We start from the raw sequence: 25,739 nt of genomic DNA, 5'->3' as shown, positions 1-25,739 counted from the left end.
TTATTTTTATTTTGACGAGAGTAAATGCTCGTCCTTTTTTTTGCAAAAAATTTGTAATAGGAGTGAATTAAATGTCCATCACAGTATCAAAAATGAAGAGAAATATTGATGGAATAGATCTCTATTATGAAGAATATATCAACGAAAAGGCAAAAGATACTTTCGTCCTCATACACGGTTTTCTTTCGTCTACATTTAGCTATAGAAGATTAATCCCCCTTTTAGCAGAAAGCTATAATATTATTTCTGTCGATCTTCCACCATTTGGCCAAAGTGGAAAACACTACTTATATCAATATTCCTATAGAAATATGGCCCATTCAGTTCTTCATTTAATCAAGTCACTTGATTATTCACGCATATATATTATTGGCCATTCAATGGGAGGACAAATCGCACTACATATGATGAAGCAAAAGCCTGATATGATCAATAAAGGAATTCTTCTTTGCAGTTCGGGATATTTAAAGCCGGTGAAACCCTCTTTAAAACTGCTAAGTCACCTACCGTTTTTCCACCACTTTGTCAGGTACTATTTAGAAAAATCCGGTGTTCAAAAGAATGTTGAAAATGTAGTCTATGATCACGCTATGATTGATGCGGAAATGTTAAGAGGATATGAGGAACCTTTTACCGATAAAAATATATTCAAAGGACTTGCGAAAATGGTTAGGGATCATGAAGGAGATCTACTATCGGCTGATTTAAAAAACATCCAAATTCCCTGCCTCCTTATATGGGGTGAACAAGATCGAGTCGTACCTTTGGCCATTGGAGAAAAACTATCCAAAGATCTCCCCAATGCTCAACTTGTTATTTTAAAGAACACTGGCCACTTAATTCCAGAAGAGAAGCCAAATGTAGTCTTTACTTATATTCAACATTTTGTTAAACAAGCTTAGTATCTCTTGCACTGAACTATAGATCACAGGATTCACGTATCAAAGTTCCAGCCATTTTTTCTCACTTAGGGATCCGTTACACAAAAGCAAACTCATAGATGGATCTCCACTATGTCGTGCACAGCTTGATGGACATTAACCATTTCTGTTTCATATGACCCTTAACCGGCGGATCTCAATTGTGTAATACCTCTCTGAATTTTACATTCATTTCTCTATTGCATCTTCACACCTTATCTCTTTATGTTCTAGTCACATTATAATAACATATTGGTAGGCTTTCTTCTTAACATGATTGTTGCTTAAAATCTTATTTCAAGAAATCAAAGCCTTAAAGAAGATAATAGGATGGTGATTTAGATGGCTATTTTTGATCAATTAATTGAACGAAAAGGAACCGCTTCCGTTAAATGGGATCAGATGAAATTTGTTTTTGGTGAAGAAGACCTGCTACCAATGTGGGTAGCAGACATGGATTTCAAGCCACCAGAAGCGGTTACTCAAGCCTTACAGAAAAGACTCAGCCATGAAATTTTTGGTTATACTTCCATTCCGGACAGTACAGGTGAAGCAATACGTGAATGGATGAAAAAACGTCATGATTGGGAAATTGAAGCAGACTGGATTTTGTATAATCATGGCGTTGTACCATCTTTAGGACTTGCCATTTTAGCTTTTACTGAGCCAGGGGATCACATTCTCTTGCAATCGCCTGTTTATACACCATTTTTTACAATGATCGAAGCAAATGACCGAAAAGTGACGAACTGTCCATTACATTTAGTCAACAATAGATATGAGATTGATTTTGAGCAATTCGAAGAGACATTAAAAAATAATCATGTAAAACTGTTTTTCTTATGCAACCCACATAATCCTAGTGGACGGGTCTGGAAACGTGAAGAACTAAAAAAAATAGCTGAACTGTGCCAGAAATACCATGTGCATATTCTCTCAGACGAAATCCATTCTGACCTAGTAGGTGCTCCAAACAAACATTTTCCGATCGCATCTATTGATGCATCCTATCGTGAGTTTGTTATCACTTGTATCGCACCCACAAAAACATTTAATTTAGCTGGACTACAAGCTTCAAGCTTAATTGTTCCAAATCCTACATTACGAAAGAAAATCGAAACCATTCAACATCAACAAGGATTTCACACTTTGAATGCTTTTGGAATTATCGGAATGGAAGCTGCCTATAAATATGGTGAGGATTGGCTAAATCAGCTTCTATTCTACATAAAAGAAAATGTTCATCTCGTCAAAGAAACGGTCGAAGCTGAATTGCCAGCAGTAAAAGTGATGGAGCCTGAAGGTGGTTATTTAATATGGATCGATTGTCGAGATACCGGTTTATCTGATGAGGAACTAAAAACACGTCTAATTGAAAAAGGACGTCTTGCTTTAGAGCCAGGGAAGAAATACGGCCCTGGTGGAGAAGGTTTTTTTAAGGATGAATGTAGGTTGTTCAAGGGAAACGGTTAAAGAGGGAATTGCTCGATTCATAAAAGCATTGAGTTGATGAACGAATCTGGAGGCAATATTCCATCAAAGTAGGGGATTGCCTCCCTTTAACTATTTTTTTATTACACCACAAGCGATTCTATCCCCTGCATTACCTGCTGGTTGGGACTTTCCATCATCTTTCATTTGATGAATAACAATGGACGTCCCCTCTTTTTTCAATAAGGAGTTTTTTCCATTTTGAAGTGTTATTTGATCGGACAGTATTTCTGTACTAACTTTTCCATCAGTCTTAACTGTGATATTTGGTAAGTCACCAGCGTGAGCTCCTTTATTATTAAGGAGGCCATGCTCCTTATTCATTGGATTAAAATGCCCCCCAGCAGAAGTAAAGTCAGGTGCAGTACAACTCCCTATTTCATGAATATGGATGGCATGCTCTCCTGGGGAAATTCCCTTTAAATCCATTTGAAGCTTTACACCTTTGGAACTCTCTTGTAAATGGATCATTCCAATCGTCTCACCGGAAGTATTTTTCATTTCAACATCTGCCTCTATCGGATTACCTAGTGTACCCGTACTCAAAAATACAGTTGTAAATAGAACTGAAAGCAACTTCATCCAAAAAACCTCCAATATTTATTAGCCAAGGCTCTTTTCTATTAGACTAACTCGAATTCATTACTTCGATTCAACGATCTATTTGAAAAGCTCTTTTCTTAACCATTGTTGCTATATTTAGGTAAAATTATAACTAATAAATAGCAACTGTGGATCGCTACACGTCTCATTTTACTGAGAAAAGAGCTACAATCTCCATAAGAACTGCTAGAATCCTTTATTGGGGGTAAAAGCCGGTAGTTGGGCTTTTACAAAAGCAATAACTATACAAAAATAGCCTTGAAAGCTCTTTTCTCAAACATTGTTGCTATATTTAGGTAAAATTATAACTAATAAATAGCAACTGAGGATCGCTACACGTCTCATTTTACTGAGAAAAGAACTACAATCTCCATAAGAACCGCTAGAATCCTTTATTGGGGGGTAAAAGCCGGTAGTTGGGCTTTTATAAAAGCAGCAAACGATACGAAATCAGCTATTAGAAAAAAAGCTATGGTCCATAAACATTGTAGCCATGAAAGTCTCTTTCTATTACAAAGAAAAAGAGGTTATCTGAAAGTATAGTATCAGATAACCTCTTAAAGGATTACTTCAGTGTTTTCTTTAAATTTTCTTCGAATTCTTTCGCTTTTTTTAATTGCTTTTTATTTACTTTGAGAATCCAAACGAAAGTCAACACACAAAAAACCATAAAAATAGAAAAAGAGATAAATGCTGGTATGTACTCTCTCTTATCCTCAGGAAAATACAAAAATAAATTCAATACAAAAAAATTCAAAGGGTTAATCACGGAAAAACTCCCTTTCATGAATATCGTCTTTTTATTATTTATTCATATTATACCAATTACAAATAGGTAAAACCAATAACAGTGATTGACAATTTCTTAACAATCCTAGGAAAACCGCAACCAGCTCGATAAGTAAAGGAAAAATTTCCATTTGATATTCCAGTAGAAGCTAGATTTTAGTTATCACTATTAAGCATCTACTCCTAAAAGGCTACCTTTGTTTCCTTTTGTTGCTATAGTAAAATGCCCCTTTTTCCCGCTTTTACACCCAGTTATAACTTCATTCATATATTGAGAAAAGTGCCAAATAAAAAAAGCTGTCAATTATGACAGCTTTCCTTATTATTTTAATACATTAATTTTTTCAATCACGACATCAAATTGCACTGGACGATCTTGCATATCCGTTTTTACTTCTGCAATCTTATCAACAACATCCATTCCCTCAACCACATGTCCGAATACAGTATGACGGAAATCTAAGTGAGGAGTACCACCTAAGTATTCATATGCTTTTATCGCTTCTTCTGGGTAGCCTGCCTGCTCCATTTGTTTTAACATTCTTGGATCAACTGCTACACTTTGTACGATAAAAAATTGACTACCATTCGTATTTGGACCTGCGTTTGCCATTGATAAAGCACCACGGAAATTGAATAATTCTCTTGAAAATTCATCTTCAAAAGAACCACCATAGATACTTTGACCACCTGTACCATTACCTAATGGATCTCCACCTTGGATCATAAACCCATTAATAACACGGTGAAAAATTACTCCATCGTAATATCCATCTTGACTATGCTTAATGAAGTTTTCTACAGCCTTAGGTGCGTGCTCTGGAAACAACTTTATTTTAATATTTCCCATATTTGTCTGCATTTCGATAAGTCTTTCATTATCCATTACTTCTTTTGTTAATTGAGGATATGTCATTATCACTATCTCCTTTATGTATCATTTAATACTTTCTCAACTACTTTACTAAATTCCTATAGGAGCGCGCAACTTTTTACCTGTCTTTATGATCTATCATTTTTCTTTTTTGATCTTGTACCTCATAATATATATATAGATAGTAGTAAATGGGAGGAATAAACGTGGAACTAGAACAAACGGTCACATTTTTCAACAAAACAGGAAAATACATTGGAGAAATAACTGCCATATATCCGGATCATTATGTTGTTCGAACTCTAGCTGTATTAAAACATCCAATGCAAGGAGATTTACACAACCCTAAGCAAGTTAATGTAGACTTTTTTCATGAGAGAAAAGCGTTGGCATTTCGTGAGCAAACGAATATACCATTAAAAATGGTTAAACCGTATGAGGGTGAAGTACCAGAATATAAATTCACTTTAAAAGAAGCAGTTGATAAAATGATTCAAGAACTTTCAACCAGTGATGATGATTTTTCTCAAAAAAGCCTTGATTGTTTGAAAAACATCCAACAAGAATATGGTTGGATGTATAATATTCAGTGGTAAAAAGGATGAACTAGGAGATGATGAAAATATCATCTCTTTTTTAATGCGCTAAAAGTAAATAAACTCCTGAATTTTAAACGTTTTCATTAGATAAAAGGGCAAACTTCTAAGTTGTATTTTTTTATAAAACTAATATAATGTTTAGGAAAGCTAAATTTTAGTAAAACAAAATTATTTTTATATGATTGTAAATAGGAATTAGAAATTAATTTTTTTATGAATCTAGAATTAAAAATTTACAAAGAAGGTGTCTTTTATCAGTATTGAAAAGCGCAACTTAGTAATAATGTGGTTTTGTAATTTTTTAGTTGGAGCAAGTACAACAATGATCATGCCATTCCTTTCATTGTATATTGAATCATTTGGGCATTTTAATGATGAATACGTCCAAAGATGGGCAGGATTTGTATTTGGAGTGACCTTTTTGGTGGCTTTTTTCATTTCACCTGTTTGGGGAAGATTTGGAGATCGTTATGGGTTTAAACCGATCCTATTGATTACTGGATATGGGATTGCAGCAAGTATTTTTTTCATGGGAATGGTCCATCATGTCATTGGACTATTCATTTTAAGGATTATGATGGGGATTGTTACAGGATTTATTCCTACCTCCATTGCTTTAATATCTGCTCAAACACCAAAGGAAAGTGCAGGAAAGACTTTAGGTACCTTACAAATGGGAACCGTTTCGGGAACTTTATTTGGTCCGCTCATCGGCGGTGCAATGGCAGATACGTTTGGTTTTAAATATACATTCATAATTACTTCCATTTCAATTGCTATCGCAACAACAGGAGTATTATTTGGTATCGTAGAAAAGCGTAAACAAACATCTTCCGCACAAGAAAAAACATTTAGCAGAAAAGATGTGATTAAACGAATTTTTAATCACAGAATATTAATCACTGTAATGATTATTGCATTACTTATCCAAGTAGCTAATTTTAGTATCCAACCGTTACTTGCTCTTTATGTCAGTCAATTAAGCAGTGCTGGAAGTGTGGCCTTACTAGCCGGAATGGCATTTTCTGCAACAGGGTTTGGAAATTTATTAATGACTCGTCAATGGGGGAAACTAGGAGATCGTATCGGACACGAAAAAGTACTAATGTGTTTACTTTTACTTGCAGCTATATTTATTATTCCACAAGCTCTAGCCCAACAATTATGGCAGCTCGTTATTTTTAGATTCCTATTCGGTATGGCCATTGGTGGTATGCTCCCAAGTATTACGGCCTTTATTCGTAGAGAAGCACCTCTTGAAATGCAGGGTGAAGTTCTTGGATATAATCAGAGCTTTCGCTTTTTAGGAAATGTAGTGGGGCCTGTCTTAGGTGGAATAGTTTCAGGGTATAGCGGTATATCCTCCGTTTTTTATGTGACAAGTGCCTTATTTATCCTTGCATTTGGTATTCTTTTGTATAGTATTAAGCATGACCATCGTCAGTTTAAGGAAAGCTATTAATATATTTACAGAGGGGACACGATGTGCCCCCTCTTTTTTTTGTATTTCAACCATAACAATATTATTATGCAGTATAAAATGATGGTTATTATATATTTTATTTAAAGAAAAAAAGAGAGAAATATTCATTATTAAATGAATATACCTTATTTTTTTGGTACAACTGCCATTGTGCATCTAGACATACAAATGAGTTGCTCCTCTTCGTCTCTAATTTTAATGTCCCAAACTTGAGTACTTTTCCCCTGATGAACGACTTCTGCTGTTGCAGTAACTATCCCATCTCGTTTTGACCGAATATGATTTGCATTAATTTCAAGTCCAAAGCATATTTCTTTTTCTGAATCGATAATAGCCGCAGCACCTACACTTGCTACTGTCTCCGCAAGAGCAACAGAAGCTCCGCCATGTAAATAACCGAACGGCTGTCGCGTACGCTCATCAACGGGCATCGTAGCAATTACTTTCCCTTGACCAACTTCAAGAAATTCCATTCCGAGAGCTGCTATAAGTGTGTTTTTTAATTCCATATGAATCCCCCCTCACTTTTTCTAATATTCAAGATATAATCTTAGGAATCCTTCTTTTTAAAAGCTCTTTTCTCAAATATTGTTACTTATTTATGTGAATTTAACTAATAAATTTGATTGAGGAATGACGTCTTGCATATTACAGAGAAAAGAGCTACAAACTCAATAAGAACCACTGAAACATTTGTTAGGAGTAAAAGCCGGCAGTTGGGCTTTTACAGACACAACAGACTTTACGAAAACTGTCTTTAAAATTTATCATTAACAATGAAATTGTATTTCATATATATGTAGTTTACCGCATAATGTGGTTAAGAAAGACCATTATTTATAGTTGAAAGGATAGATTGCCGTGAATAAGGATCATCCTAATAATTATATACGTTCCCCAAACCCATACCTTCACTATCCTTATCCATATCATTACCCTTATCGCCAATACCAGCCCGTCACCCCACAAAGATTTATTGATTCAGCGAATAAAATGATACCAATATTAAAAGATGCAGAAAAGATTACAACTCATATATCGAAATCATTTGATTTTTCAAAGCGTTTAATGACACTAGCACAAGAATCCAAATTAAATGAAGTGAAAAATATGTTATATCAAATTGGATTATCAACAAAACCCGACGTTCGTTTCACACCTAGTGGGCTTGTGTTAAATTTCGCAAATAGCAAAGATGCCTCCAATTGCTGTTTGCTGCAACTAAAAATTCGCTGGGCTGAATAGAAGAGGGAGAACACTTCTCCCTCTATTTATTCATTAATATCCATATGGTCCCGGTCCATATCCTCCCCCATAAGGACCATACGGATAAGGGCCATATGGTGGTGGATACGGATATGGTCTCGGTCTAACTAGTGCGCTTCCCAATAGGCCTCCGACGAATCCTCCTAGTAGTGGAGCACCGAAAAGAAAAGGAAAGAACTGTCTTGATTGATTTGGTACAGGTACATGACGATAATAATACATTTAAGGTATACCTCCTTTATAAAAAGACACTCTTTATCTTTCTATGCAATAAGGAGGCGAATGGCCTAGGCAAATATAACAAAAACGAAGAAAAGAATCGATTCATTCGATTCTTTTTCTTTTTTTATTATTTTATTGGCTCAAATCTTTCGACTAATAAGGCTAATGTGCGAACCATTACACCTGTTGCACCAGCAGGACCAAGATCATGTTCTTTTTTGGTATCAGCTGTTCCTGCGATATCTAAGTGTACCCACGGTGTCTCTTCAGCAAATTCTCCAATAAATGCTCCACCCATGATCGCGTGTCCCTCACTGCCTGGAGAATTGTTTAGGTCTGCAATTTTACTTCCACGAACACGCTTTTTATCATTTTCAGTTAATGGAAGACGCCAAATAAATTCACCAGATTCATGAGAAGCTTCAAGTACCTGTTCAAAGAAGGCTTCATGATTCGTAATAGCACCTGTTTTATCTAATCCTAATGCAGTAATTACTCCACCTGTAAGTGTTGCAACATCCACAATGTAATTTGCACCATGATGCTTTGCATATGTAACTGCATCTGCTAATGCTAAACGGCCCTCTGCATCCGTGTTTAATACTTCAATCGTTTTACCACTCATCGAAGTAATCACATCATCTGGCTTAAATGCTGAACCACTAATCATGTTGTCAGTTGATGGGATGACAGCTACTACATTCTGCTCAGGTCTTAACTCACCGATAACTTCCATCGCACCTAAAACTGCGGCTGCTCCCCCCATATCTGTCTTCATCCCAACGATCCCTGTTTTTGTTTTTAAGGAATAGCCACCAGTATCAAAAGTAATTCCTTTTCCAACTAAAGCGATTACATCCTCCCACTGTTCTTTACCTTGATATTTCAATACAATCATTTTAGGTGGCTCATTGGAACCTTGATTAACGGCTAGAAGTGCGCCCATACCCAATTTTTCCATTTCCTCTTTTTCAAGAATCTCTACCTCGAACTCATATTTCTTGCCAAGTTCCTCTGCATAATTTGCCAAATCAGTCGCTGTAAGCATATTCCCAGGTAAATTAACTAGTGTACGTGCCGAATTGGTAGCTTTTCCATATGCGTAACCAACCGTTACAGCAGCCTCTATTTCCCCTTGATCCGCTTCGCTTATTATTTTCACTTCTTCTATTCTTTTCTCTGGTTCATTCGATTTTTTCTTATATCCAATAAACTCATATGTAGAAAGAGCGAATGCCTCACTTAGAGCAGTAGCAACATCATCATATGAAATAGAATCAGTAAAAAATGTATCTAACGCAATTGAAATTGATTGAATCCCATTTGCATGGACCTTTTTAAAGGCCTTACCAAAAGCTTCTTTTAACACATCAAATGTTAATTCTTTTTCCTTTCCTAGTCCAATACATACTAAACGTTTTGCACCAATTTTTTTAAAGGTATGTATATAAGAGATTTTTTTTGATTTCGCAGAAATATCACCAGATTTAACAAGTTCAGTTAATTCATTTTCAAACTTCTCATCTAATTGAGCAAGTAATCCATTAAATTTCTCTGGTGTATCTTTCACTCCTATAAATAAACATTCTTGGCTTTCTTCAAATGGATTTACATTCATTATTTTAAACATTAACTCCACCTCCAATCCTAATTATAACGAAAAGAAGGAATGATTACATTATTCCGCCATAAAATAAAATTCAATTTAGAATTTCTTGAAATTAAATAATGCGCAGATAATATGATAATTTTTCTGCGCATCCATAGGATTTGTATTATTCATCCTTCGTTTTTATATATTGTTGACGAAATACTTGCATCGATTCATTTTCATTAAGTGCCGTTAAATCATTTTCGGATAGTTTACCATTTCCCATTTGAACGATGTAAACATTAACTGTTCTTTTTCCCCATTGCTCATACACATCTTTCACGGTTTCATAGTACAAATCTAATTTGTTTCCCTTGATCGCTGAACCAGTATCAGCGACCACTCCATAACCATATCCTGGTATAAATAAAATAGTTCCAATAGGGAAAACACTAGTATCTGCTGCAATGGTTGAATATAAATCCCTTTTTACCTTCACTCCCGAATATGTAATACCGTACTCTGGATCATTAGGATGCTTCCCCGTTGATTCAACACCAGCAGTATAGCCGGTAGCTATTACCTCTTTCGAAGGATAATTTGTCCAATTTATCGCTTCTTCTAAAGTAGGGGTGGATCCTTTAATTGATTCACTAGATGAGATTTGTGTTGTTGTTGCCTTTGATTTTTTTAATGATTTTAATGAAATACCTACTGATTTTAAACTTAAATTATGAAATCCCTTTTGCAATTCTGTCTTTTTTTGCTCACCAATATCGGATATAGAAACGTCATTTAAGTCTTCTGCTTTCACTCCTGATATCGATTGAAAAGTAGTAATTAAAGCCCCAATAAACAAAATTGTCATTAATAAGCGTTTTAATATTTTTTTCATGTTCATAGTATTTTCCACTCCTCCCAAATCTATTCCTTTCCCAATCTGATTTGAATTATTCACTCGGAATGAAAAAAACTTAAAATTCTGAAATAAATATATATAAAAAAATAGAAAGGACGCCTGCTCCTTTCCATTTTCGATTAAATCCTTTTTTTATAAAATCAGCACATGATCAAAACATTCGGTACCCTTTTTTTCTTAATATTCTCATTACTATCCCCGCTACAATTGTCCCTAAAAAACCGCTGATTAAGATTATTATATCCGGTGTATGGAGCCTTGTAATTTTCTCTCCTAATAGATGGAATGAATGACCCGGGTTAGTAAAATAATCTAAAAACCGTACTTCATCAATAATTAATATAGCCACAATTGGATAAACAATTGCCATAATCCATGTCATCCGTAACAACATGTTTAAAATAAAACCGATTCCAAAGAAAAGAACAAAAAATAATAATATCGATATAATTAAGACTGGTAAAGCCATTTGCATAAAATCTGCACCTCCACTCACTCATTTACCTGTTCATCCTATCATTTATGTAAAAGGGCAATATACACCAAATTTAAGTGTACTCAATGTTTTTTTCTGAGTCAATAAATGTAATACGGCAATATTATGAACAAATAAAAAAGGAAAGTTAAGGTATGTCATGAAACTAAAGCATTTTCTAATTAGCATAAAATGGTTGAGAAAAGAGTATTTCAAAGATTATTTTTGTATTTTTGTAAAAGCCCTACTGCCGGCTTTTACTCCTAATAAAGAGAGAATAGTTATTACAAAGTATGTAGCTCTTTTCTCATAAAAGAGCCTTATCAAGGCTATTTTTGTATTATAGCTTTTGTAAAAGCCCTACTGCTGGCTTTTACTCCTAATAAAGAGAGAATAGTTATTACGAAGTTTGTAGCTCTTTTCTCTGCGCAATGCAAGGGGCTTGAAGTTTCAACTTATTTGCATTAGGTAAACCTATGGTAAATAATAAGGTTGAGAAAAGAGCTTTATCAAGGCTATTTTTTTGTATTATAGCTTTTGTAAAAGCCCTACTTCCGGCTTTTACTCCTAATAAAGAGAGAATAGTTATTACGAAGTATGCAGCTCTTTTCTCAATGAAATAAAAGAGGATTGTAGTTTTAACTTATTTGTATTAATTAACGGTAGATGGATGAGAAGAGAGCTTTTCAAAAAAAAGAGAATCCATTTGGATTCCTGAGTAATGAATATTATTTATTTTTTCCAGTACCATCACAACGTGGGCATGTTTCTGATCCACCTAAAATGAGTTGAAAATACCCTTTACCTGAGCAATAAGTACATGTTGTTTTTTCTGTTGAAGTTGCATTCATTTTACTCAATCCCCTTATTTTTTATTTTAATTTTCTGATAATATAACATCTTTTTATAAGTAGGTAAACAAGCAAAAGAATGCAAGAAAACGCATACAATAATCAATTAACTACTCTTATCTTTATTTTCCTTCAAATAACTGAATATTTCAAAAAGATAAAAAGGATGTCTAAACATATTAGACATCCTAAACTCCTAATTAAAGAAGCTTAAATTTCCCTTTTTTCATTACTAATGATGGCCCACCAACCATGAATAATGCACGGTTATCAATGACTTTTTTCATCACAGAAGCCTTTGTACCTTTTATCTTCTTACCAAATACAACCCCAATTGCATCATCCTCACCGAGCGAACAAACTGTTCCTTTGTCATCAAATACAAAATCTTCTAGAGGACTTTTGCCTTGAACAAGCTTCGCCACGTTACGTGCACAAACTTCACCATGTTGCATTGCAATCTGTGCAGTTGGTGGATATGGTCGATCAATCGCTTCATTAATGATAAGAGAACAATCACCAATAACAAAGATATCATCATATCCAGGAATGCGTAAATCATTGTTTACTTTCACACGTCCACGCATATTTTCAAAACCAGACTTTTCAATTATAGAGTTTCCACGTACACCAGCAGACCAAATGATGGTTCCTGCTTTCACTTCATGAGGCTCTTCACCCCTTTTACCAATTAAAACCCCTTCAGCATTTGCTTCTTGAACTGCAGTACCAATATGGAATTCAACTCCTTTACTTTCTAGTAAAGAAATTGCATAATTAACAAGGTCACGATCAAATTGTGGTAAAACCATTGGTGAAGCTTCAACACATGTGATTCTAACTTTTTTACGATCTATATCATATTCTTCACAAAGTTCCGGAATACGGTTTGTTAATTCACCAAGGAACTCGATACCTGTGAAACCTGCCCCACCTATTACAATAGATAAGCGCTTTTCATCCTTCTCTACTTCTGTATTGTAGGTTGCAAATTGATATTCAATATGTTCACGAATTTGTCTTGCAGCATTCACATTCGTGATTGCAAAAGCATATTTATCTAATCCTTTAATACCAAATGTCTCAGAATCTGATCCTAGTGAAATAACTAAGTAATCATACTCTACTTCACCATTCTCTAGGATAACCTTCTTTTCTTCAGGATTCACTTTTTCAATTGTTGCTTGAATAAACTCAACTTTACTTGGATTAATTACATTTTTGATTTCATAACGTACACGATCATGATGTAATGTGCCAGCAGATGCTTCATGAAGCCATGTCGTTTCATAATGATATTCATTTTTATTAATAAGAATAATTTCAGCTTCATTTACACTTAATAATTTTTGTAATCGAGTGACTGTCATTAAACCACCATATCCAGCACCTAATACTACTATTCTTGGCTTTCTCAACTTGTATCACTTCCATCTTTATTATTTTTGAGTGATGGTACCTATTATTTTCCCACCATAAATGCAAGCTTATGAAAAAAAGCTAAGGTAAATTTGTGATTTATTTCACTTAAGACTGCATAAAGAAATAAGCCTTCGTTAAATTATCTAAGTTAAAATAATCAATAACAAAACAAAAGCCTTCATAAAAATGTCATAAAAATTTAATATAATATCCACATCTAATAATATTCCTTTTACTATGTTTTTTCAATATGTATTTAGGAAAAACATAACTTAAGAAAATTCCGACAAATCTTATTTATTTGCATATTTTTATGAATGTAAACATTAGATTCCATTTATTCGAATGTGATATGATGAATAATGAAATGATGATTTGAAATTGGAGGGAATTTTTTTGAACGAGGATCAAAAAATTTATGATATAACAATCATAGGAGGCGGACCAACAGGCTTATTCACTGCTTTCTATGGTGGAATGCGTCAGGCAAGTGTTAAGATTATTGAAAGCTTGCCACAACTAGGTGGGCAACTTGCTGCTTTATATCCAGAAAAGTACATATATGATGTAGCTGGTTTTCCTAAAATTAAAGCTCAAGATTTAGTTAATAACTTAAAAGAACAATTATCTATGTTTTCCCCTACCATTTGTCTTGACCAATCTGTAACAAATGTAGAAAAAGGAGAAAATGAGGTTTTCAAACTTACGACAGATAAAGAAATTCATTATTCTAAAACAATCATTATTACTGCTGGGGTCGGCGCTTTTCAACCACGTCGTTTAGAATTGGATAATGCAAAACAATATGAAGGAAAGAACTTACACTATTTTGTTGAAGATTTACAAAGCTTTAAAGGTCAAAAGGTTGCTATATTAGGTGGAGGAGATTCTGCCGTAGACTGGGCATTAATGCTTGAACCAATTGCTGAAAAAGTATCTCTTATTCACCGTAGAGATAAATTTCGCGCACATGAACATAGCGTAGAAACATTAAAGAATTCTAAAGTTGAGATCATTACCCCATTTGTACCTACTGAATTAATTGGGGATGAGCAACAAGCAAACCAATTAGTTTTAGAAGAAGTCCGTGGTGACAAAAAAGAAGTGATTGATTTCGATTCATTAATCGTTAATTATGGTTTCGTCTCTTCATTGGGTCCAATTAAGGATTGGGGAATTGAAATTGAAAAGAACTCTATCATAGTGAATTCAAAAATGGAAACGAATATTCCTGGTATTTATGCAGCTGGAGATATATGTACTTTTGAAGGTAAAATAAAATTAATTGCCACTGGTTTTGGCGAAGCACCTACTGCCGTTAGTAACGCAAAAGCATATATCGATCCAAAAGCAAGATTACAGCCAATGCATAGTACATCACTATTTCCATCTTAAATATTGGATAAGTCGAAATGTAAATGATTATAAAAAAGACCTGGATATTCTCCAGGTCTTTACTTATATTTATTAACAATTCTCCGGCGTTCCAGCAACCTTCGCTGTTCTAAATGATGAACCGCATCCACAGGAAGCAATCGCATTTGGATTATCGATGGTAAAGCCGCCACCCATAAGTGATTGTTTATAGTCAATTTTAGTTCCTTGAAGAATAGGAGCACTTTCTTTATCAACTAGTATAGTCAAATCATGCTGGACGTCTTCGATGTCATCATCCTTTTTCTCATGATCGAATCCCATTCCATAGGATAAGCCCGTACAGCCTCCACCATTTACAGAAACACGAAGAAAAGCACCTTCTTCTTCATTTTGCTTCATCATATCTTTAATTTGAAGTGCAGCAGCATCAGTAATTATTACTACCTCGCTCATCAATTTTCACCTCCAATTCAAAATTCTGCTTTTATCTACAATTACATCATATGAAGTTTACATTTAATTATATACCCTTGCGATGACACACTCAACTCATTCGCTTGTTATGATTAATTTTCATGTATTCCTATATTTATGCAAATCTTTATATTATAATAGGACATAGGATTAGTGTCTTAATACCTATTAATTAAGGAAGGGGGCAATTAAGATGAACACTACTTTAACACCGTTTTACGATAAACAGGTCCAATGTCTACACTGTGAAGCTAAATTCCCATCAACAAAAATTCGTTCAAGCTTCGTAAAAGTGGATCGTTATGACAAGGACTTTTGTCCTAATTATCAGTCAGAAGAGTTAAATCCTCTATTCTATCATGTATTCGTATGCCCTCAATGTGGATTTTCGTTTACAGATGATTTTTCTAAATATTTCCCTCCTAAAACAAAAGAGGAAATTAAAAACAATGTTTCGGATCGATGGGTTCATCAAGACTATGGAAAACAAAGGACGGTTAGACAAGCGATTGATTCCTATAAATTAGCAGCCTATTGTGCTGAAATTAAGAAAGAAAAAAAAGTTACGATTGCTGGATTATATATGAGAATTGCTTGGCTCAATCGAAAAATGAAGAATAAAGAACAGGAACAGCGGTTTATATCTTTCGCTCTGCATAATTATTTAGAGTGTTATTTAAATAGTGATTATCATAGTTCACAAATGTCAGAATTAAAGATAATGTACTTAATTGCTGCCTTATCACATCAAATTGGCGAAACTGAGCAAGCGGTCATGTACCTATCTAAAGTCATAGAAAAACAAAATACAACAACAGAACGAACTATTATCGAAATGGCCAAGGATCAGTGGCAAGAAATTAGAGGCGAAAAAAGTACTGCATAATTAATGGGCTTATTTGCAAGTAAAGCGTGTTCTGCCCAATAAACCTAGGGGAAAATCTGCGCAAGAGCTAAACAGAGTAGGAAGAACTACCAAATTTCGGAAACAAGTATGAATTTTATACCTCTTGATAATCAAAGAGAGAGACCATGTCTCTCTCTTTTGATAAGCTCTTTCTTAAATTGATTGAAGAACGACAAACGCCTTAAAAAGAGCTAGTTTAAGCTTCAAATATGGCAGCTACGATACTCCAAAATGATAAGATTAAAAAAGAGATATACTAAAACATTGGATTTTCTTCCAAATATTTATATATATTCTCTACAAGTTCCTCAGGAGTTTCACCCTTTACATAATCTCCATTAACGAGGGCAAAAGGAGCTTCACCACAAATATCACAATAATCTAAACAGCTATATTCAACAATATCGAGATTTGGATCCTCTTCCAATATTTCAAGCGCTTTAAATGCTCCACTTGCAAGATTGCTTGCACAAAACTCAATAATAGGATTCAAAGATAGTCACCTCACTACCAAAGAATATCCTACCTTTTTTTATACAAACAGTCAATTTATGCGCCCTTTAAAATGATTCAACAGCTTTGTAACCATATTTCTCCAATTCTGTATATATCGTCTTTAATCGTGGATTCCCCTCACCAACAACCTGTCCTTCTAATGTAATAACAGGATAGAACATATCCTCTTCAACTACACGTTGAGCAAAGCTTTTTATCTCCTCTTCCTCTGGAGGATTAAAAATATCTACCAAGCGAATGTTCACTGGTTGATTAGGGAATTTACGAGCAACTGCTGCCCCTAACCATTCATACGTATCTTTCGAAGAAGGTAAATTTACACAGCTTGCACAAATGATTTCAGCCCCATATATGATCATTTCCACTTGTTTTTCCACAGGATTCTTCTCCCTTTTTTCTTTCATTGTACAACATTTCAAAGATAAAAAGGGAAAATTAGAACGATTTCTTTAATAGATTTTTTTTCGTTTACTGATTATAATAGGATTATGGAAAGGAGTCGATATTGAATGTCAGAACCAACAATCATTGAAAAAGTTCAAGAAGTATTAGATAAATTACGTCCGTTCCTACTTCGTGACGGTGGAGACTGTGAATTAGTAGATGTTGAAGATGGTATTGTGAAGCTTCGCCTACTAGGTGCATGTGGAACATGCCCAAGTTCAACGATCACATTAAAAGCAGGTATTGAACGTGCGTTGTTCGAAGAAGTTCCTGGTGTGGTAGAGGTTGAACAAGTATTTTAATTTTGATGTTTAATAAATGATAATGGTGGAGTCGATATATCGGCTCCACATTTTTTTTAGGCTCTTTTCTCAAACATTTTTTATATAGGGTATTTTTATCTTATACCTATTAGTTGAAGGCAGCTATCTCATTCTTTCCAATGAGAAAAGAGCTATATATTTCATTAACAACGCCTGGATCCGTTTTTAGGGTAAAAGCCGGCATTTGGGCTTTTACAATAGCTATACTATACAATTATAGCCATTAATAAGGCTCTTTTCCCTGAGAAAACTTTCATGATCTTTCGCTCTCAACCCAGAATGAAAATGGGTTCTCTGTCCCATAATGTAGATACCACAAACAGTGAGTATATGACGTAGCTCTTATTGGTGGTCTTACCCTGTTGAGAAAACTGTTGGAATGAATTTGGTGCACAACCCATTGTTAGCTCTCTCAATTTCGAGAGATGACTACGAACAGAAAAATGTTTAATTTCAAATTCATTCCACTGTTTGTGGAATATTTTCAGAAGGTGGAGTGAAATGGAAACATTGCACAAACGATGTGCAGGCCTAGATGTTCATTCGGAAACAATAGTTGCCTGTGTCATTCTTGGAGAATCAGAAACTGACTTGATTAAGGAGACCGAAACATTTCCTACTTTGACGAAGGATCTGTTTCATCTTCTTAAATGGCTTGAGGAGAAGGAAGTAACCCACATCGCAATGGAAAGTACAGGCGTCTACTGGAAACCTGTATACAATATCTTGGAGGATTTCTTTGATATTACTTTGGCAAATGCTCAAAGGATTAAAAATGTCCCTGGAAGGAAAACAGATGTTTCGGATGCTGAATGGATTGCTAAATTATTAAGACATGGCTTAATAGAGAAAAGTTTTGTCCCTCCCGAAGACTTTCGAAATTTGAGAGATTTGACTCGCCTCAGAAAAAAATGGATTGGACACATGACATCCGAAAAAAACCGAATCCAAAAGGTACTAGAGTCCTCAAACATCAAATTAAGCACAGTTATTTCAGATATATTTGGAGTATCAGGACGAAAACTATTGGAACAACTGATGAATGAAGGTTATATCGATCAAGAAGATGTCGAACAAAAGATACATGGAAGAATGGCCCATAAAAAGCAATTGATTACCGACTCACTATTTGGAACATTAAATGATCACCAGCTATTTCTTATTAAGCAATCTTGGATGCACATTGTTAATTTAGAAGAATTAATATTAGATATCGAGAAAAGAATCGACGTCATTTTATCCAACTATCAGGAGGAAGTACAGCTTCTGGTTACAATGCCGGGAATTAAGAAAGACACGGCAGCTGTTATCATTGCGGAAATAGGAGTAGATATGGGACAATTTCCAACCTCCAAACATCTTGCATCATGGGCAGGATTGTCGCCCGGAAATCACGAAAGTGCTGGAAGGAAAAAAAACACTAAAACGGTTAAAGGAAATCCTCATATTAAATCTGCATTGTGTGAGGCTGCGTGGGCTGTTTCAAGAAGTCGGAATCAAAGATTAGGAATCAAATATTGGTCACTAGCTGCAAGAAGGGGAAAGAAAAAAGCACTCGTTGCCATCGGACATCGAATGCTAACTATTGTCTATCATATGCTTCAGAATAAGGAACCCTACCATGAGTCAACTTAAATTAGCATTATAGACAAACAACAGAAAAGTTAAACGAGAAACCGAAAAATTCGGTAGCTCTGCTTTCCTATTGCCCAAATTAAATTATTTATAGCTTGCACCATTTTAATCAAGTTTAAACTTAATAAATTATTCTTAAAGGCGGAGTTTTATTTTCACAGAAAAGAGCTGCATATTTCATTAAAAACGCCTGGATCCGTTTTTAGGGTAAAAGCCGGCATTTGGGCTTTTACAATAGCTACTATACAATTATAGCCATTAATAAGGCTCTTTTCTCAAACATTTTTTATATAGGGTATTTTTATCTTATACCTATTAGTTGAAGGCAGCTATCTCATTCTTTCCAATGAGAAAAGAGCTATATATTTCATTAACTACGCCTGAATCCGTTTTTAGGGTAAAAGCCGGCATTTGGGCTTTTACAATAGCTATACTATACAATTATAGCCATTAATAAAGCTCTTTTCCCTGAGAAAAGATCTGCATATTTCATTAAAAACGCCTGGATCCGTTTTTAGGGTAAAAGCCAACAGTTGGTTTTTATAACAAATAAAGTCCCTTCTATAAGATTTTCTACATTCTATTGTAGCCAACCAAAATGTACTAAATAGGATTCTTTACTTATGATTCTCATCTATTTAACCACTCAACTCTAGGTAGATTTTGTCCTCTGCTTGGTATCTCTGCTATTTGGAAAAAGTCCCCAAGGAAACGTTCATAGTCTTCTGTATCTCTTAAAGTTTGTTTTAATTTTTCCTCTAAACTTATCTTGCGATGCTCTGAACCTGTTACAAAATATTCTTCAATGCATTCAAAATAATGTAAAGGGAAAAATAATCGAGCATAAAGAAGTCTCCATGAGAATGATGAAAGTGGGCTTATGCTTTGATAGCTTCTTAGAAATTGTTGCAAATCCGGCAAGAAGGTACGCTTATTTCGAAAATACTGATCTCGTATCCATTCTGCCAGATCCCTTGTTGCATGATCATAAACCCAATCAAATGGATTTCGAATCCAATGGTTTTTCCCCCATGTATTTTTATTAAAACGTTCATGACAAATCGTTCCTGCATCAATTAATTGTGGGGTATCATCTAATTCTGTATCAACTAAGTATTGAATCGCATTTTCACATAACCCCATATAATATGGAAATGAGTCTATAAATAAATATTCAAATTCATGATCAGGATGGTTTTGCACATTTTGGTACCATACTTTTTCCATTTGATCCAATCGTTTCTCCCAAAATGACTTCCACTGTCCGATTCGTGATACATTTTGTAATTCAGTTCTTAATGATCTGCCTCGGAGGTGAAACTTTGCAAGTTTTCTTCCATGATTTATTTTTCTAGGTATTGAATGATATTTATTTTTCAATAAGCAAAAGTCTTCATCATTAACTGTAATTAAAAATTTACTATCCTTTGAAGAAACAAATCTTGAAACATATCTATCCCCTTGTGCGAATAGATGTTCTGACATTTCATACCATTCCACTAATTGTTCCTCTTGAATTGTAGTAACTGGAATTAATGTATATAGAGTGTTCTCATGCATATATCTAACATAGTTCCCTTCTAAGAAGGACTTTTCAGGAGTTATGTTGAAAAACTTCTTAAGGATATCAATAGACAATATAATCCGCTCCTTCCATCCACTCCTCTCTATGTATATGTTGAAATAGAAGCATTTAATAATGATTAAGGGAATAGTAAGAAATAAAAAATCACTTATATAAGGAATGACTATTAAATAGAAAAAGGTGATCAAGTATGAATAATAATCAAAAAATGACATTATCTGAGAAAACAGCAAGGGATTGGCTTAATCAACGCGGTGTCAAAATAGAGGATATTGCCGAACTTGTCATGTTTCTTCAGCAGAAATATCATCCCAATTTGCAATTAGAGGATTGTATCGAAAATATTAATCGAGTGCTGTCCAAACGGGAGGTTCAAAATGCCATTTTAACTGGAATCCAATTAGATATTTTAGCTGAAAAAAAGCTGCTTGAAGAGCCATTACAATCCATCATTGAGGTAGATGAAAGTTTGTATGGAGTTGATGAAATATTAGCATTTTCTATTGTGAATGTATATGGGTCCATTGGCTTCACAAATTACGGTTACATTGATAAACAAAAACCAGGTATTTTAAAGAAATTAAATGACCATACTTCTGGACAATGTCATACATTTCTAGATGATATTGTCGGTGCGATTGCTGCAGCTGCCTCCAGCCGATTAGCACATCGTGCAGTTGAAGAATAAATTTTTGAGATTCTCCTTTAAAGATTTCTTGACATTGAAGAAACATTAACGAAAGACTAAATCTATATTAAAAAAGAACCTGGAGCAAAAAGGTTCAATCTTTTTGCACAGGTTCCTCGTATAGAAAGGTTAACATTCCCATTCATTCAATGAATCGATTGAATAAGTTGGTTGCTTCTCCTTATTCAGCAAATCTTCCTTTGTCGTTACGCCTGTATGAACAAGAAGCGTATCCATTCCCGCTCGTATCCCTGCTAAAATATCGGTTTCATAAAAATCGCCAACCATAATTGTATCTTCCTTAGCAGTTCCTAAATATGCTAATGCCTGATTCATAATAATCGATTCAGGTTTCCCAATAAAAATGGGAGTAGTTTGTGTTGATACCGTAATGACTGAAGTAATTGATCCGTTACCAGGTAAGAACCCTCTTTCAGTAGGCAATGCAATATCTGCATTTGTGGAAATAAAGGTAGCACCCTTTCTAACAGCAAGGCATGCCAAGGATAATTTTTCATAATTAATTTCACGATCAATTCCTACTACTACAAAATCTGGATTTTGATCATCGAAAGAAAAGCCCTTATTTTTTAATGCGGTTAGTAAACCCGTTTCTCCAATGGCATAAACCGTTCCATTTTTATTCTGCCCATACATATATTCAGCAGTAGCCATGGATGTCGTGAAAACTTGATCATCTTCTGTAGGAATATCAAATTCACGAAGCTTTTTAGCCACTTCTTCTGGAGTACGCGATGAATTATTGGTTACGAATAAATAAGGAATTCCTTTATTTCGAAGTCGATGAATGAAATGACCTGCTGCCTCAATTTTTTCACTTCCACGATACATTGTACCATCAAGATCAATTAAATATCCTTTATATTGTTTCATATCTATGATGTCCTTTCCATCAAGTTTGGCTATATTTAATTTCTAAATGCAGAAACTGGTCCTAATTCACTTTCTATATATGTTCGTACACAAGGAACAAATCCTTCGATTGCCTTCATATGAATTGAAAAGTCCTGATACATCTGCTGATGTTGAATCGATGTATATTGTTGAACTAAGATCTTTCTCCAAGCAACAATTTTAATTAAACTTTTAGAAATTTGTTCCGTAATTACCTTTTCATCTTCGAGAATGTCTATAATATCTTCATAACTTCCTGGATCCCTCATGATAAAACCATCAATAATTGAATTTCCTACATCCAATATGGATTCAATTATTGTATGGGCAATTCTTTCTAAAGCTGCCTTTTCAACATCAGTTTCCCATATTTGTGTAGAATTTAATAGCTTGATTTTACTTTCCATATATTGAAGTGTTTCTTCAATTTTTTCTCGGTCTACAAAATACACGATTAAGACACCCTTCCATACCTACTTTTATCCTGTAATTGTCTCTACTATTTCATTTTAACACATTGTTCTATTTTTTCTTAGCATCTAATGTAGACGAGTTATTTACTTGAAATGATCACATAATAGAAATAAATATATAAAAGGGAGTGAGCGTTTTGGATGAAAAATTAGATCATATAGATAAAGAAGATATTCCTTATACCGACTTTTCTACAGTGGAAACAAGAAGAAATTTTATTACAGCTGAGGATCTACCTGATGGTCCCTATGGATCACCAAGAGGGGAAAATGAACCTGTACAAGGGAAATCGTCCCCGTGGAAAAAAGGACAGCGTCCATATAGTAACTTCAATTACGAATTTAAATCCTTTCACCAAGATTTACCTCGGGAATATCCTGGTGCACATCCTACCCATGATGATAACGATGTTAACCAAGAACCTCCTTATGATGAAAGCAACTAGCCCCTTAAAGGGGCTACCCTTCTATTTTCTTAGCTACAAAATAAGCACAACCAAAATTACAATATTCATACAAATATTCAGTTAGTGTACCAATTTTTGTATCAAATGCCGCCTTAGGATTTTGATCATCGAAAAAGCCTTTTAATCTTAATTGACCATATCCCCAATCACCTACAATATAATCATATCTTGCCAAAATTTCACTATATCGATTTCGAAAGGCTTCCTCATTAAACCCATTTCGGAAATCTTTTATCACTTCATAGGTTTGATTATTGATATTTATCATTTTTTCACCTCATTTAATGTCCCTATTCAAATTATAACTAATTCCCCATCAATTACTAAGAAAAAAAAAAAAATTTCAGTGCAAGATAACAAATAGGAGGTGTTATTATTGCAAAAAGGATTGATTACCGCGACTATTTTAGGTGCAGCTCTTCTATCAGCCTGCGGAAATAACAATGATAATAAAGATGTTGCTGAAAATTCTGGAATTTATAAGCAAAATGGAAATACAATCAATAGACAAAATGAAGAAGATTTATATAACCCTGAAAAGGTAAATACGCCCAATGAACGTTCAAGTGAATTCGGTTATGTAAGACAAGTAAAAAGTCCTGTACCAAATAAAGCAGTGAATTTTAAACAGGACAATACGTTCGATCGAGAAAAGGTGGCAGACACCATAAGTAAAATAGCCATTACATTGCCAAAAGTACATGATGCCTCCTCACTTGTAACAGACGAAGAAGTGTTGATTGCTTATCGAACTGATGTAAAAGATAAAGAAGGAAGAAATGATATAGCTGATCAAGTGAAAAAAACTGCATTGTCTGTCGTACCTAGATGGTACCATGTTTATGTAACAGATGATCCTTCACTAAGACAAGATATTGAAAATATTGCTTACATGAACGGTGCCTCTGGCAATCATGAAAATGCGATTAATGGAGTCATAAAAAGAATGTTAAGCCGTTCACCCCAAGGCTCGAAACTAAATAATGGAGAAAATGAAAATGGTGAAACAATGACAGATGATAAAGAATACATGAATGATAACGATAAATATCGAAATCAATATAAAAAAGGTGGTTCATAAATCTTACTGCGTCGCTTTGGCGCAGTTTTTTTAGTCGATAAGGCCTTAACAAGCTTTAAAATATAATCATATGTTTTCTTTTGTATCACTACAGGAGCCTTGTTTCCAAAATTTATCCCTAATGATTTGTCCTATCCTACAAATACTAAACATGTTACTAAATCAATCATACTTGCACTTATCGATATTTCTCATCAATTTATTAAGGAGGAGGCTCTAAAATTGCGTATTCTCATATGCACTTTATTTATCTTTTCTTTTCTATCTGTAAGCTGTCATGCGAATTCCAAAGCCACATCTGATGAAGAAAGCTATCAAAAAAGGATGGAATTATACCGAAGAGTAGAAATAACTACACAAATTCCTTGGTACTATATTGCGGCTGTTGATCATTACGAGAGAAGTATACGGACAGTTAGAAATGATTTACCGAGAGCAAAAGGGATTACCGGAATATATATTCCTCCAGAAGTCTGGTCAGGTTATTTAAATCCTAATAAAAATGATATGTCTCCCTTATCGATCCAATTATTTAATGGATTTGGCGTTGACGGAAATGGCGATGGAAAAGCAAATCGAGCAGACGATGCTGATGTTATCTTTTCATTTGCCGATTTTATATTAAATTATGGAGTAGATGAAGATCATTTTCGTTTAGCACTATGGGATTATTATAAGCGAGATAAAACAGTCAGTATTATTATGGCAAAAGCAAGACTTTATAAGCATTTTGGCAAATTAGATCTTAATCATAAAACCTTCCCACTGCCAAAGGGTTATAATTTTACTTACCATAATACTTGGGGTGATTCCAGAGGTTGGGGCGGTAGAAGGATACATGAAGGAACAGATATCTTTGCTGGCTATGGCGTACCTGTACGTTCAACAAGCTATGGAATTATTGAAATGAAGGGATGGAATAAATATGGCGGTTGGCGGGTAGGTATACGTGATATAAATAACACTTATCACTATTATGCTCATTTAAATGGATTTTCTAAAGGTTTGAAGGTAGGACAAATTGTTAAACCAGGTACCCTAATAGGTAGTGTAGGAAGTACAGGTTATGGACCTCCAGGGACATCAGGAAAATTCCCACCACATTTACATTACGGGATGTATAAAGACAATGGGCGAACAGAATGGTCATTTGATCCATACCCATATTTAAAACAATGGGAGCTTTTAGATAGAAAAAGAGCCTCAGCTAAATAATGCTGAGGCCATTCCTTTTTATATCCTTGCCCGCTGTTTTGATTTCTTGATTGCGTGAAGAATACTTGCACCCAATCCACCCCAAATGATAACAATTCCAATGATCATCATCGTTACAGCTCCCGCACTCATAA

The 25,739-nt window shown here is 34.6% G+C and carries 30 protein-coding genes; 13 read left to right on the top strand and 17 right to left on the bottom strand.

Annotated elements, in window-relative coordinates:
• The first annotated feature begins 71 nt into the window (after positions 1 to 71).
• Positions 72 to 902 (top strand): alpha/beta hydrolase, encoded by an 831-nt coding sequence (locus MHI39_RS07140; RefSeq protein ID WP_342540957.1) that lies wholly within the window; start codon positions 72 to 74, stop codon positions 900 to 902.
• A gap of 360 nt (positions 903 to 1,262) precedes the next feature.
• A complete protein-coding gene (locus tag MHI39_RS07135; RefSeq protein WP_342540955.1) occupies positions 1,263 to 2,393 on the top strand; it encodes a MalY/PatB family protein in 1,131 nt (376 codons plus the stop codon).
• 90 nt (positions 2,394 to 2,483) lie between these two features.
• On the opposite strand, the gene MHI39_RS07130 is transcribed toward MHI39_RS07135, so the two are convergent.
• Both MHI39_RS07130 and MHI39_RS07125 read right to left on the bottom strand, forming a co-directional pair.
• Positions 2,484 to 2,993: a superoxide dismutase family protein gene (locus MHI39_RS07130; RefSeq protein WP_216386496.1), complete on the bottom strand. Its 510-nt coding sequence runs from the start codon at positions 2,991 to 2,993 to the stop codon at positions 2,484 to 2,486.
• Positions 2,994 to 4,125: 1,132 nt separating this feature from the next.
• Positions 4,126 to 4,719: a peptidylprolyl isomerase gene (locus MHI39_RS07125; RefSeq protein ID WP_342540952.1), complete on the bottom strand. Its 594-nt coding sequence runs from the start codon at positions 4,717 to 4,719 to the stop codon at positions 4,126 to 4,128.
• Between the two features lie 149 nt (positions 4,720 to 4,868).
• Here MHI39_RS07125 and MHI39_RS07120 point away from each other — a divergent pair, with 149 nt between their 5' ends.
• Positions 4,869 to 5,273 carry a kinase-associated lipoprotein B gene (locus MHI39_RS07120; RefSeq protein ID WP_058002763.1) on the top strand — a complete coding sequence of 135 codons (405 nt, stop codon included), beginning with the start codon at positions 4,869 to 4,871 and terminating at the stop codon, positions 5,271 to 5,273.
• A gap of 256 nt (positions 5,274 to 5,529) precedes the next feature.
• Complete coding sequence (locus tag MHI39_RS07115; protein WP_071976500.1) at positions 5,530 to 6,738, top strand: MFS transporter; 1,209 nt, start codon at positions 5,530 to 5,532, stop codon at positions 6,736 to 6,738.
• Between the two features lie 146 nt (positions 6,739 to 6,884).
• Here MHI39_RS07115 and MHI39_RS07110 read toward each other — a convergent pair whose 3' ends face one another.
• A complete protein-coding gene (locus MHI39_RS07110) occupies positions 6,885 to 7,268 on the bottom strand; it encodes a hotdog fold thioesterase (protein ID WP_058002764.1) in 384 nt (127 codons plus the stop codon).
• A 352-nt stretch (positions 7,269 to 7,620) separates the two neighbouring features.
• Here MHI39_RS07110 and MHI39_RS07105 point away from each other — a divergent pair, with 352 nt between their 5' ends.
• Positions 7,621 to 8,004, top strand: a complete 384-nt coding sequence (locus tag MHI39_RS07105; RefSeq protein ID WP_058002765.1) for a hypothetical protein — start codon at positions 7,621 to 7,623, stop codon at positions 8,002 to 8,004.
• Between the two features lie 33 nt (positions 8,005 to 8,037).
• On the opposite strand, the gene MHI39_RS07100 is transcribed toward MHI39_RS07105, so the two are convergent.
• From MHI39_RS07100 to MHI39_RS07075, 6 genes are all read right to left on the bottom strand, one after another.
• Positions 8,038 to 8,247, bottom strand: a complete 210-nt coding sequence (locus MHI39_RS07100) for a hypothetical protein (protein WP_058002766.1) — start codon at positions 8,245 to 8,247, stop codon at positions 8,038 to 8,040.
• 127 nt (positions 8,248 to 8,374) lie between these two features.
• Positions 8,375 to 9,877 carry a leucyl aminopeptidase gene (locus MHI39_RS07095; protein ID WP_071976453.1) on the bottom strand — a complete coding sequence of 501 codons (1,503 nt, stop codon included), beginning with the start codon at positions 9,875 to 9,877 and terminating at the stop codon, positions 8,375 to 8,377.
• Positions 9,878 to 10,022: 145 nt separating this feature from the next.
• Positions 10,023 to 10,739, bottom strand: a complete 717-nt coding sequence (locus MHI39_RS07090) for a 3D domain-containing protein (RefSeq protein ID WP_058002768.1) — start codon at positions 10,737 to 10,739, stop codon at positions 10,023 to 10,025.
• A gap of 169 nt (positions 10,740 to 10,908) precedes the next feature.
• On the bottom strand, positions 10,909 to 11,232 hold the full coding sequence (locus tag MHI39_RS07085; protein WP_058002769.1) for a YuiB family protein: 324 nt from the start codon (positions 11,230 to 11,232) through the stop codon (positions 10,909 to 10,911).
• A 728-nt stretch (positions 11,233 to 11,960) separates the two neighbouring features.
• Positions 11,961 to 12,083, bottom strand: coding sequence for a YuiA family protein (locus MHI39_RS07080; protein ID WP_161809507.1), 123 nt, complete (start codon positions 12,081 to 12,083; stop codon positions 11,961 to 11,963).
• Positions 12,084 to 12,283: 200 nt separating this feature from the next.
• Positions 12,284 to 13,501, bottom strand: coding sequence for an NAD(P)/FAD-dependent oxidoreductase (locus tag MHI39_RS07075; RefSeq protein ID WP_058002770.1), 1,218 nt, complete (start codon positions 13,499 to 13,501; stop codon positions 12,284 to 12,286).
• Between the two features lie 400 nt (positions 13,502 to 13,901).
• Here MHI39_RS07075 and MHI39_RS07070 point away from each other — a divergent pair, with 400 nt between their 5' ends.
• Complete coding sequence (locus MHI39_RS07070; protein ID WP_058002771.1) at positions 13,902 to 14,900, top strand: NAD(P)/FAD-dependent oxidoreductase; 999 nt, start codon at positions 13,902 to 13,904, stop codon at positions 14,898 to 14,900.
• A gap of 72 nt (positions 14,901 to 14,972) precedes the next feature.
• Here MHI39_RS07070 and MHI39_RS07065 read toward each other — a convergent pair whose 3' ends face one another.
• Positions 14,973 to 15,335: an iron-sulfur cluster assembly accessory protein gene (locus MHI39_RS07065; RefSeq protein ID WP_058002772.1), complete on the bottom strand. Its 363-nt coding sequence runs from the start codon at positions 15,333 to 15,335 to the stop codon at positions 14,973 to 14,975.
• Between the two features lie 214 nt (positions 15,336 to 15,549).
• Between MHI39_RS07065 and MHI39_RS07060 the strand changes: the two genes are divergently transcribed.
• A complete protein-coding gene (locus tag MHI39_RS07060) occupies positions 15,550 to 16,242 on the top strand; it encodes a DUF2225 domain-containing protein (RefSeq protein WP_058002773.1) in 693 nt (230 codons plus the stop codon).
• Between the two features lie 277 nt (positions 16,243 to 16,519).
• On the opposite strand, the gene MHI39_RS07055 is transcribed toward MHI39_RS07060, so the two are convergent.
• Both MHI39_RS07055 and MHI39_RS07050 read right to left on the bottom strand, forming a co-directional pair.
• A complete protein-coding gene (locus MHI39_RS07055; protein ID WP_058002774.1) occupies positions 16,520 to 16,756 on the bottom strand; it encodes a YuzB family protein in 237 nt (78 codons plus the stop codon).
• Between the two features lie 67 nt (positions 16,757 to 16,823).
• Positions 16,824 to 17,156, bottom strand: coding sequence for a YuzD family protein (locus MHI39_RS07050; protein WP_058002775.1), 333 nt, complete (start codon positions 17,154 to 17,156; stop codon positions 16,824 to 16,826).
• A 132-nt stretch (positions 17,157 to 17,288) separates the two neighbouring features.
• On the opposite strand from MHI39_RS07050, the gene MHI39_RS07045 reads away from it, so the two are divergent.
• The gene (locus MHI39_RS07045; protein ID WP_058002776.1) at positions 17,289 to 17,525 is read left to right on the top strand and encodes a NifU family protein; all 237 of its coding nucleotides are present in this window, start codon (positions 17,289 to 17,291) and stop codon (positions 17,523 to 17,525) included.
• Positions 17,526 to 18,047: 522 nt separating this feature from the next.
• Positions 18,048 to 19,181 (top strand): IS110 family transposase, encoded by a 1,134-nt coding sequence (locus tag MHI39_RS07040; RefSeq protein ID WP_259544790.1) that lies wholly within the window; start codon positions 18,048 to 18,050, stop codon positions 19,179 to 19,181.
• 630 nt (positions 19,182 to 19,811) lie between these two features.
• Here MHI39_RS07040 and yutH read toward each other — a convergent pair.
• Complete coding sequence (yutH, locus tag MHI39_RS07035; protein ID WP_342540948.1) at positions 19,812 to 20,819, bottom strand: spore coat putative kinase YutH; 1,008 nt, start codon at positions 20,817 to 20,819, stop codon at positions 19,812 to 19,814.
• 137 nt (positions 20,820 to 20,956) lie between these two features.
• Between yutH and MHI39_RS07030 the strand changes: the two genes are divergently transcribed.
• Positions 20,957 to 21,454, top strand: a complete 498-nt coding sequence (locus MHI39_RS07030) for a phosphatidylglycerophosphatase A (RefSeq protein ID WP_058002778.1) — start codon at positions 20,957 to 20,959, stop codon at positions 21,452 to 21,454.
• Positions 21,455 to 21,583: 129 nt separating this feature from the next.
• On the opposite strand, the gene MHI39_RS07025 is transcribed toward MHI39_RS07030, so the two are convergent.
• Positions 21,584 to 22,348: a TIGR01457 family HAD-type hydrolase gene (locus MHI39_RS07025; protein ID WP_058002779.1), complete on the bottom strand. Its 765-nt coding sequence runs from the start codon at positions 22,346 to 22,348 to the stop codon at positions 21,584 to 21,586.
• A gap of 35 nt (positions 22,349 to 22,383) precedes the next feature.
• The gene (locus tag MHI39_RS07020; protein WP_058002780.1) at positions 22,384 to 22,821 is read right to left on the bottom strand and encodes a DUF86 domain-containing protein; all 438 of its coding nucleotides are present in this window, start codon (positions 22,819 to 22,821) and stop codon (positions 22,384 to 22,386) included.
• A gap of 158 nt (positions 22,822 to 22,979) precedes the next feature.
• Here MHI39_RS07020 and MHI39_RS07015 point away from each other — a divergent pair, with 158 nt between their 5' ends.
• Entirely contained in the window at positions 22,980 to 23,288 is a 309-nt protein-coding gene (locus tag MHI39_RS07015) for a hypothetical protein (protein WP_058002781.1), read from the top strand.
• 13 nt (positions 23,289 to 23,301) lie between these two features.
• On the opposite strand, the gene MHI39_RS07010 is transcribed toward MHI39_RS07015, so the two are convergent.
• Positions 23,302 to 23,577 (bottom strand): YutD family protein, encoded by a 276-nt coding sequence (locus MHI39_RS07010; protein ID WP_058002782.1) that lies wholly within the window; start codon positions 23,575 to 23,577, stop codon positions 23,302 to 23,304.
• 99 nt (positions 23,578 to 23,676) lie between these two features.
• Between MHI39_RS07010 and MHI39_RS07005 the strand changes: the two genes are divergently transcribed.
• Entirely contained in the window at positions 23,677 to 24,390 is a 714-nt protein-coding gene (locus tag MHI39_RS07005; RefSeq protein ID WP_139254910.1) for a YhcN/YlaJ family sporulation lipoprotein, read from the top strand.
• A 249-nt stretch (positions 24,391 to 24,639) separates the two neighbouring features.
• Entirely contained in the window at positions 24,640 to 25,605 is a 966-nt protein-coding gene (locus MHI39_RS07000; RefSeq protein ID WP_235813255.1) for a M23 family metallopeptidase, read from the top strand.
• An 18-nt stretch (positions 25,606 to 25,623) separates the two neighbouring features.
• Here the strand turns inward: MHI39_RS07000 and MHI39_RS06995 are convergent, their stop codons facing one another.
• Positions 25,624 to 25,737, bottom strand: coding sequence for a methionine/alanine import family NSS transporter small subunit (locus MHI39_RS06995; RefSeq protein WP_071976460.1), 114 nt, complete (start codon positions 25,735 to 25,737; stop codon positions 25,624 to 25,626).
• Positions 25,738 to 25,739: the final 2 nt, after the last annotated feature.

The organism is Heyndrickxia sp. FSL K6-6286 (genome assembly GCF_038630395.1).
Lineage (GTDB): Bacteria > Bacillota > Bacilli > Bacillales > Bacillaceae_C > Heyndrickxia > Heyndrickxia oleronia.
Note: the sequence above shows the minus strand (reverse complement) of the source record. Positions and strands in the feature narration are given on the sequence as shown.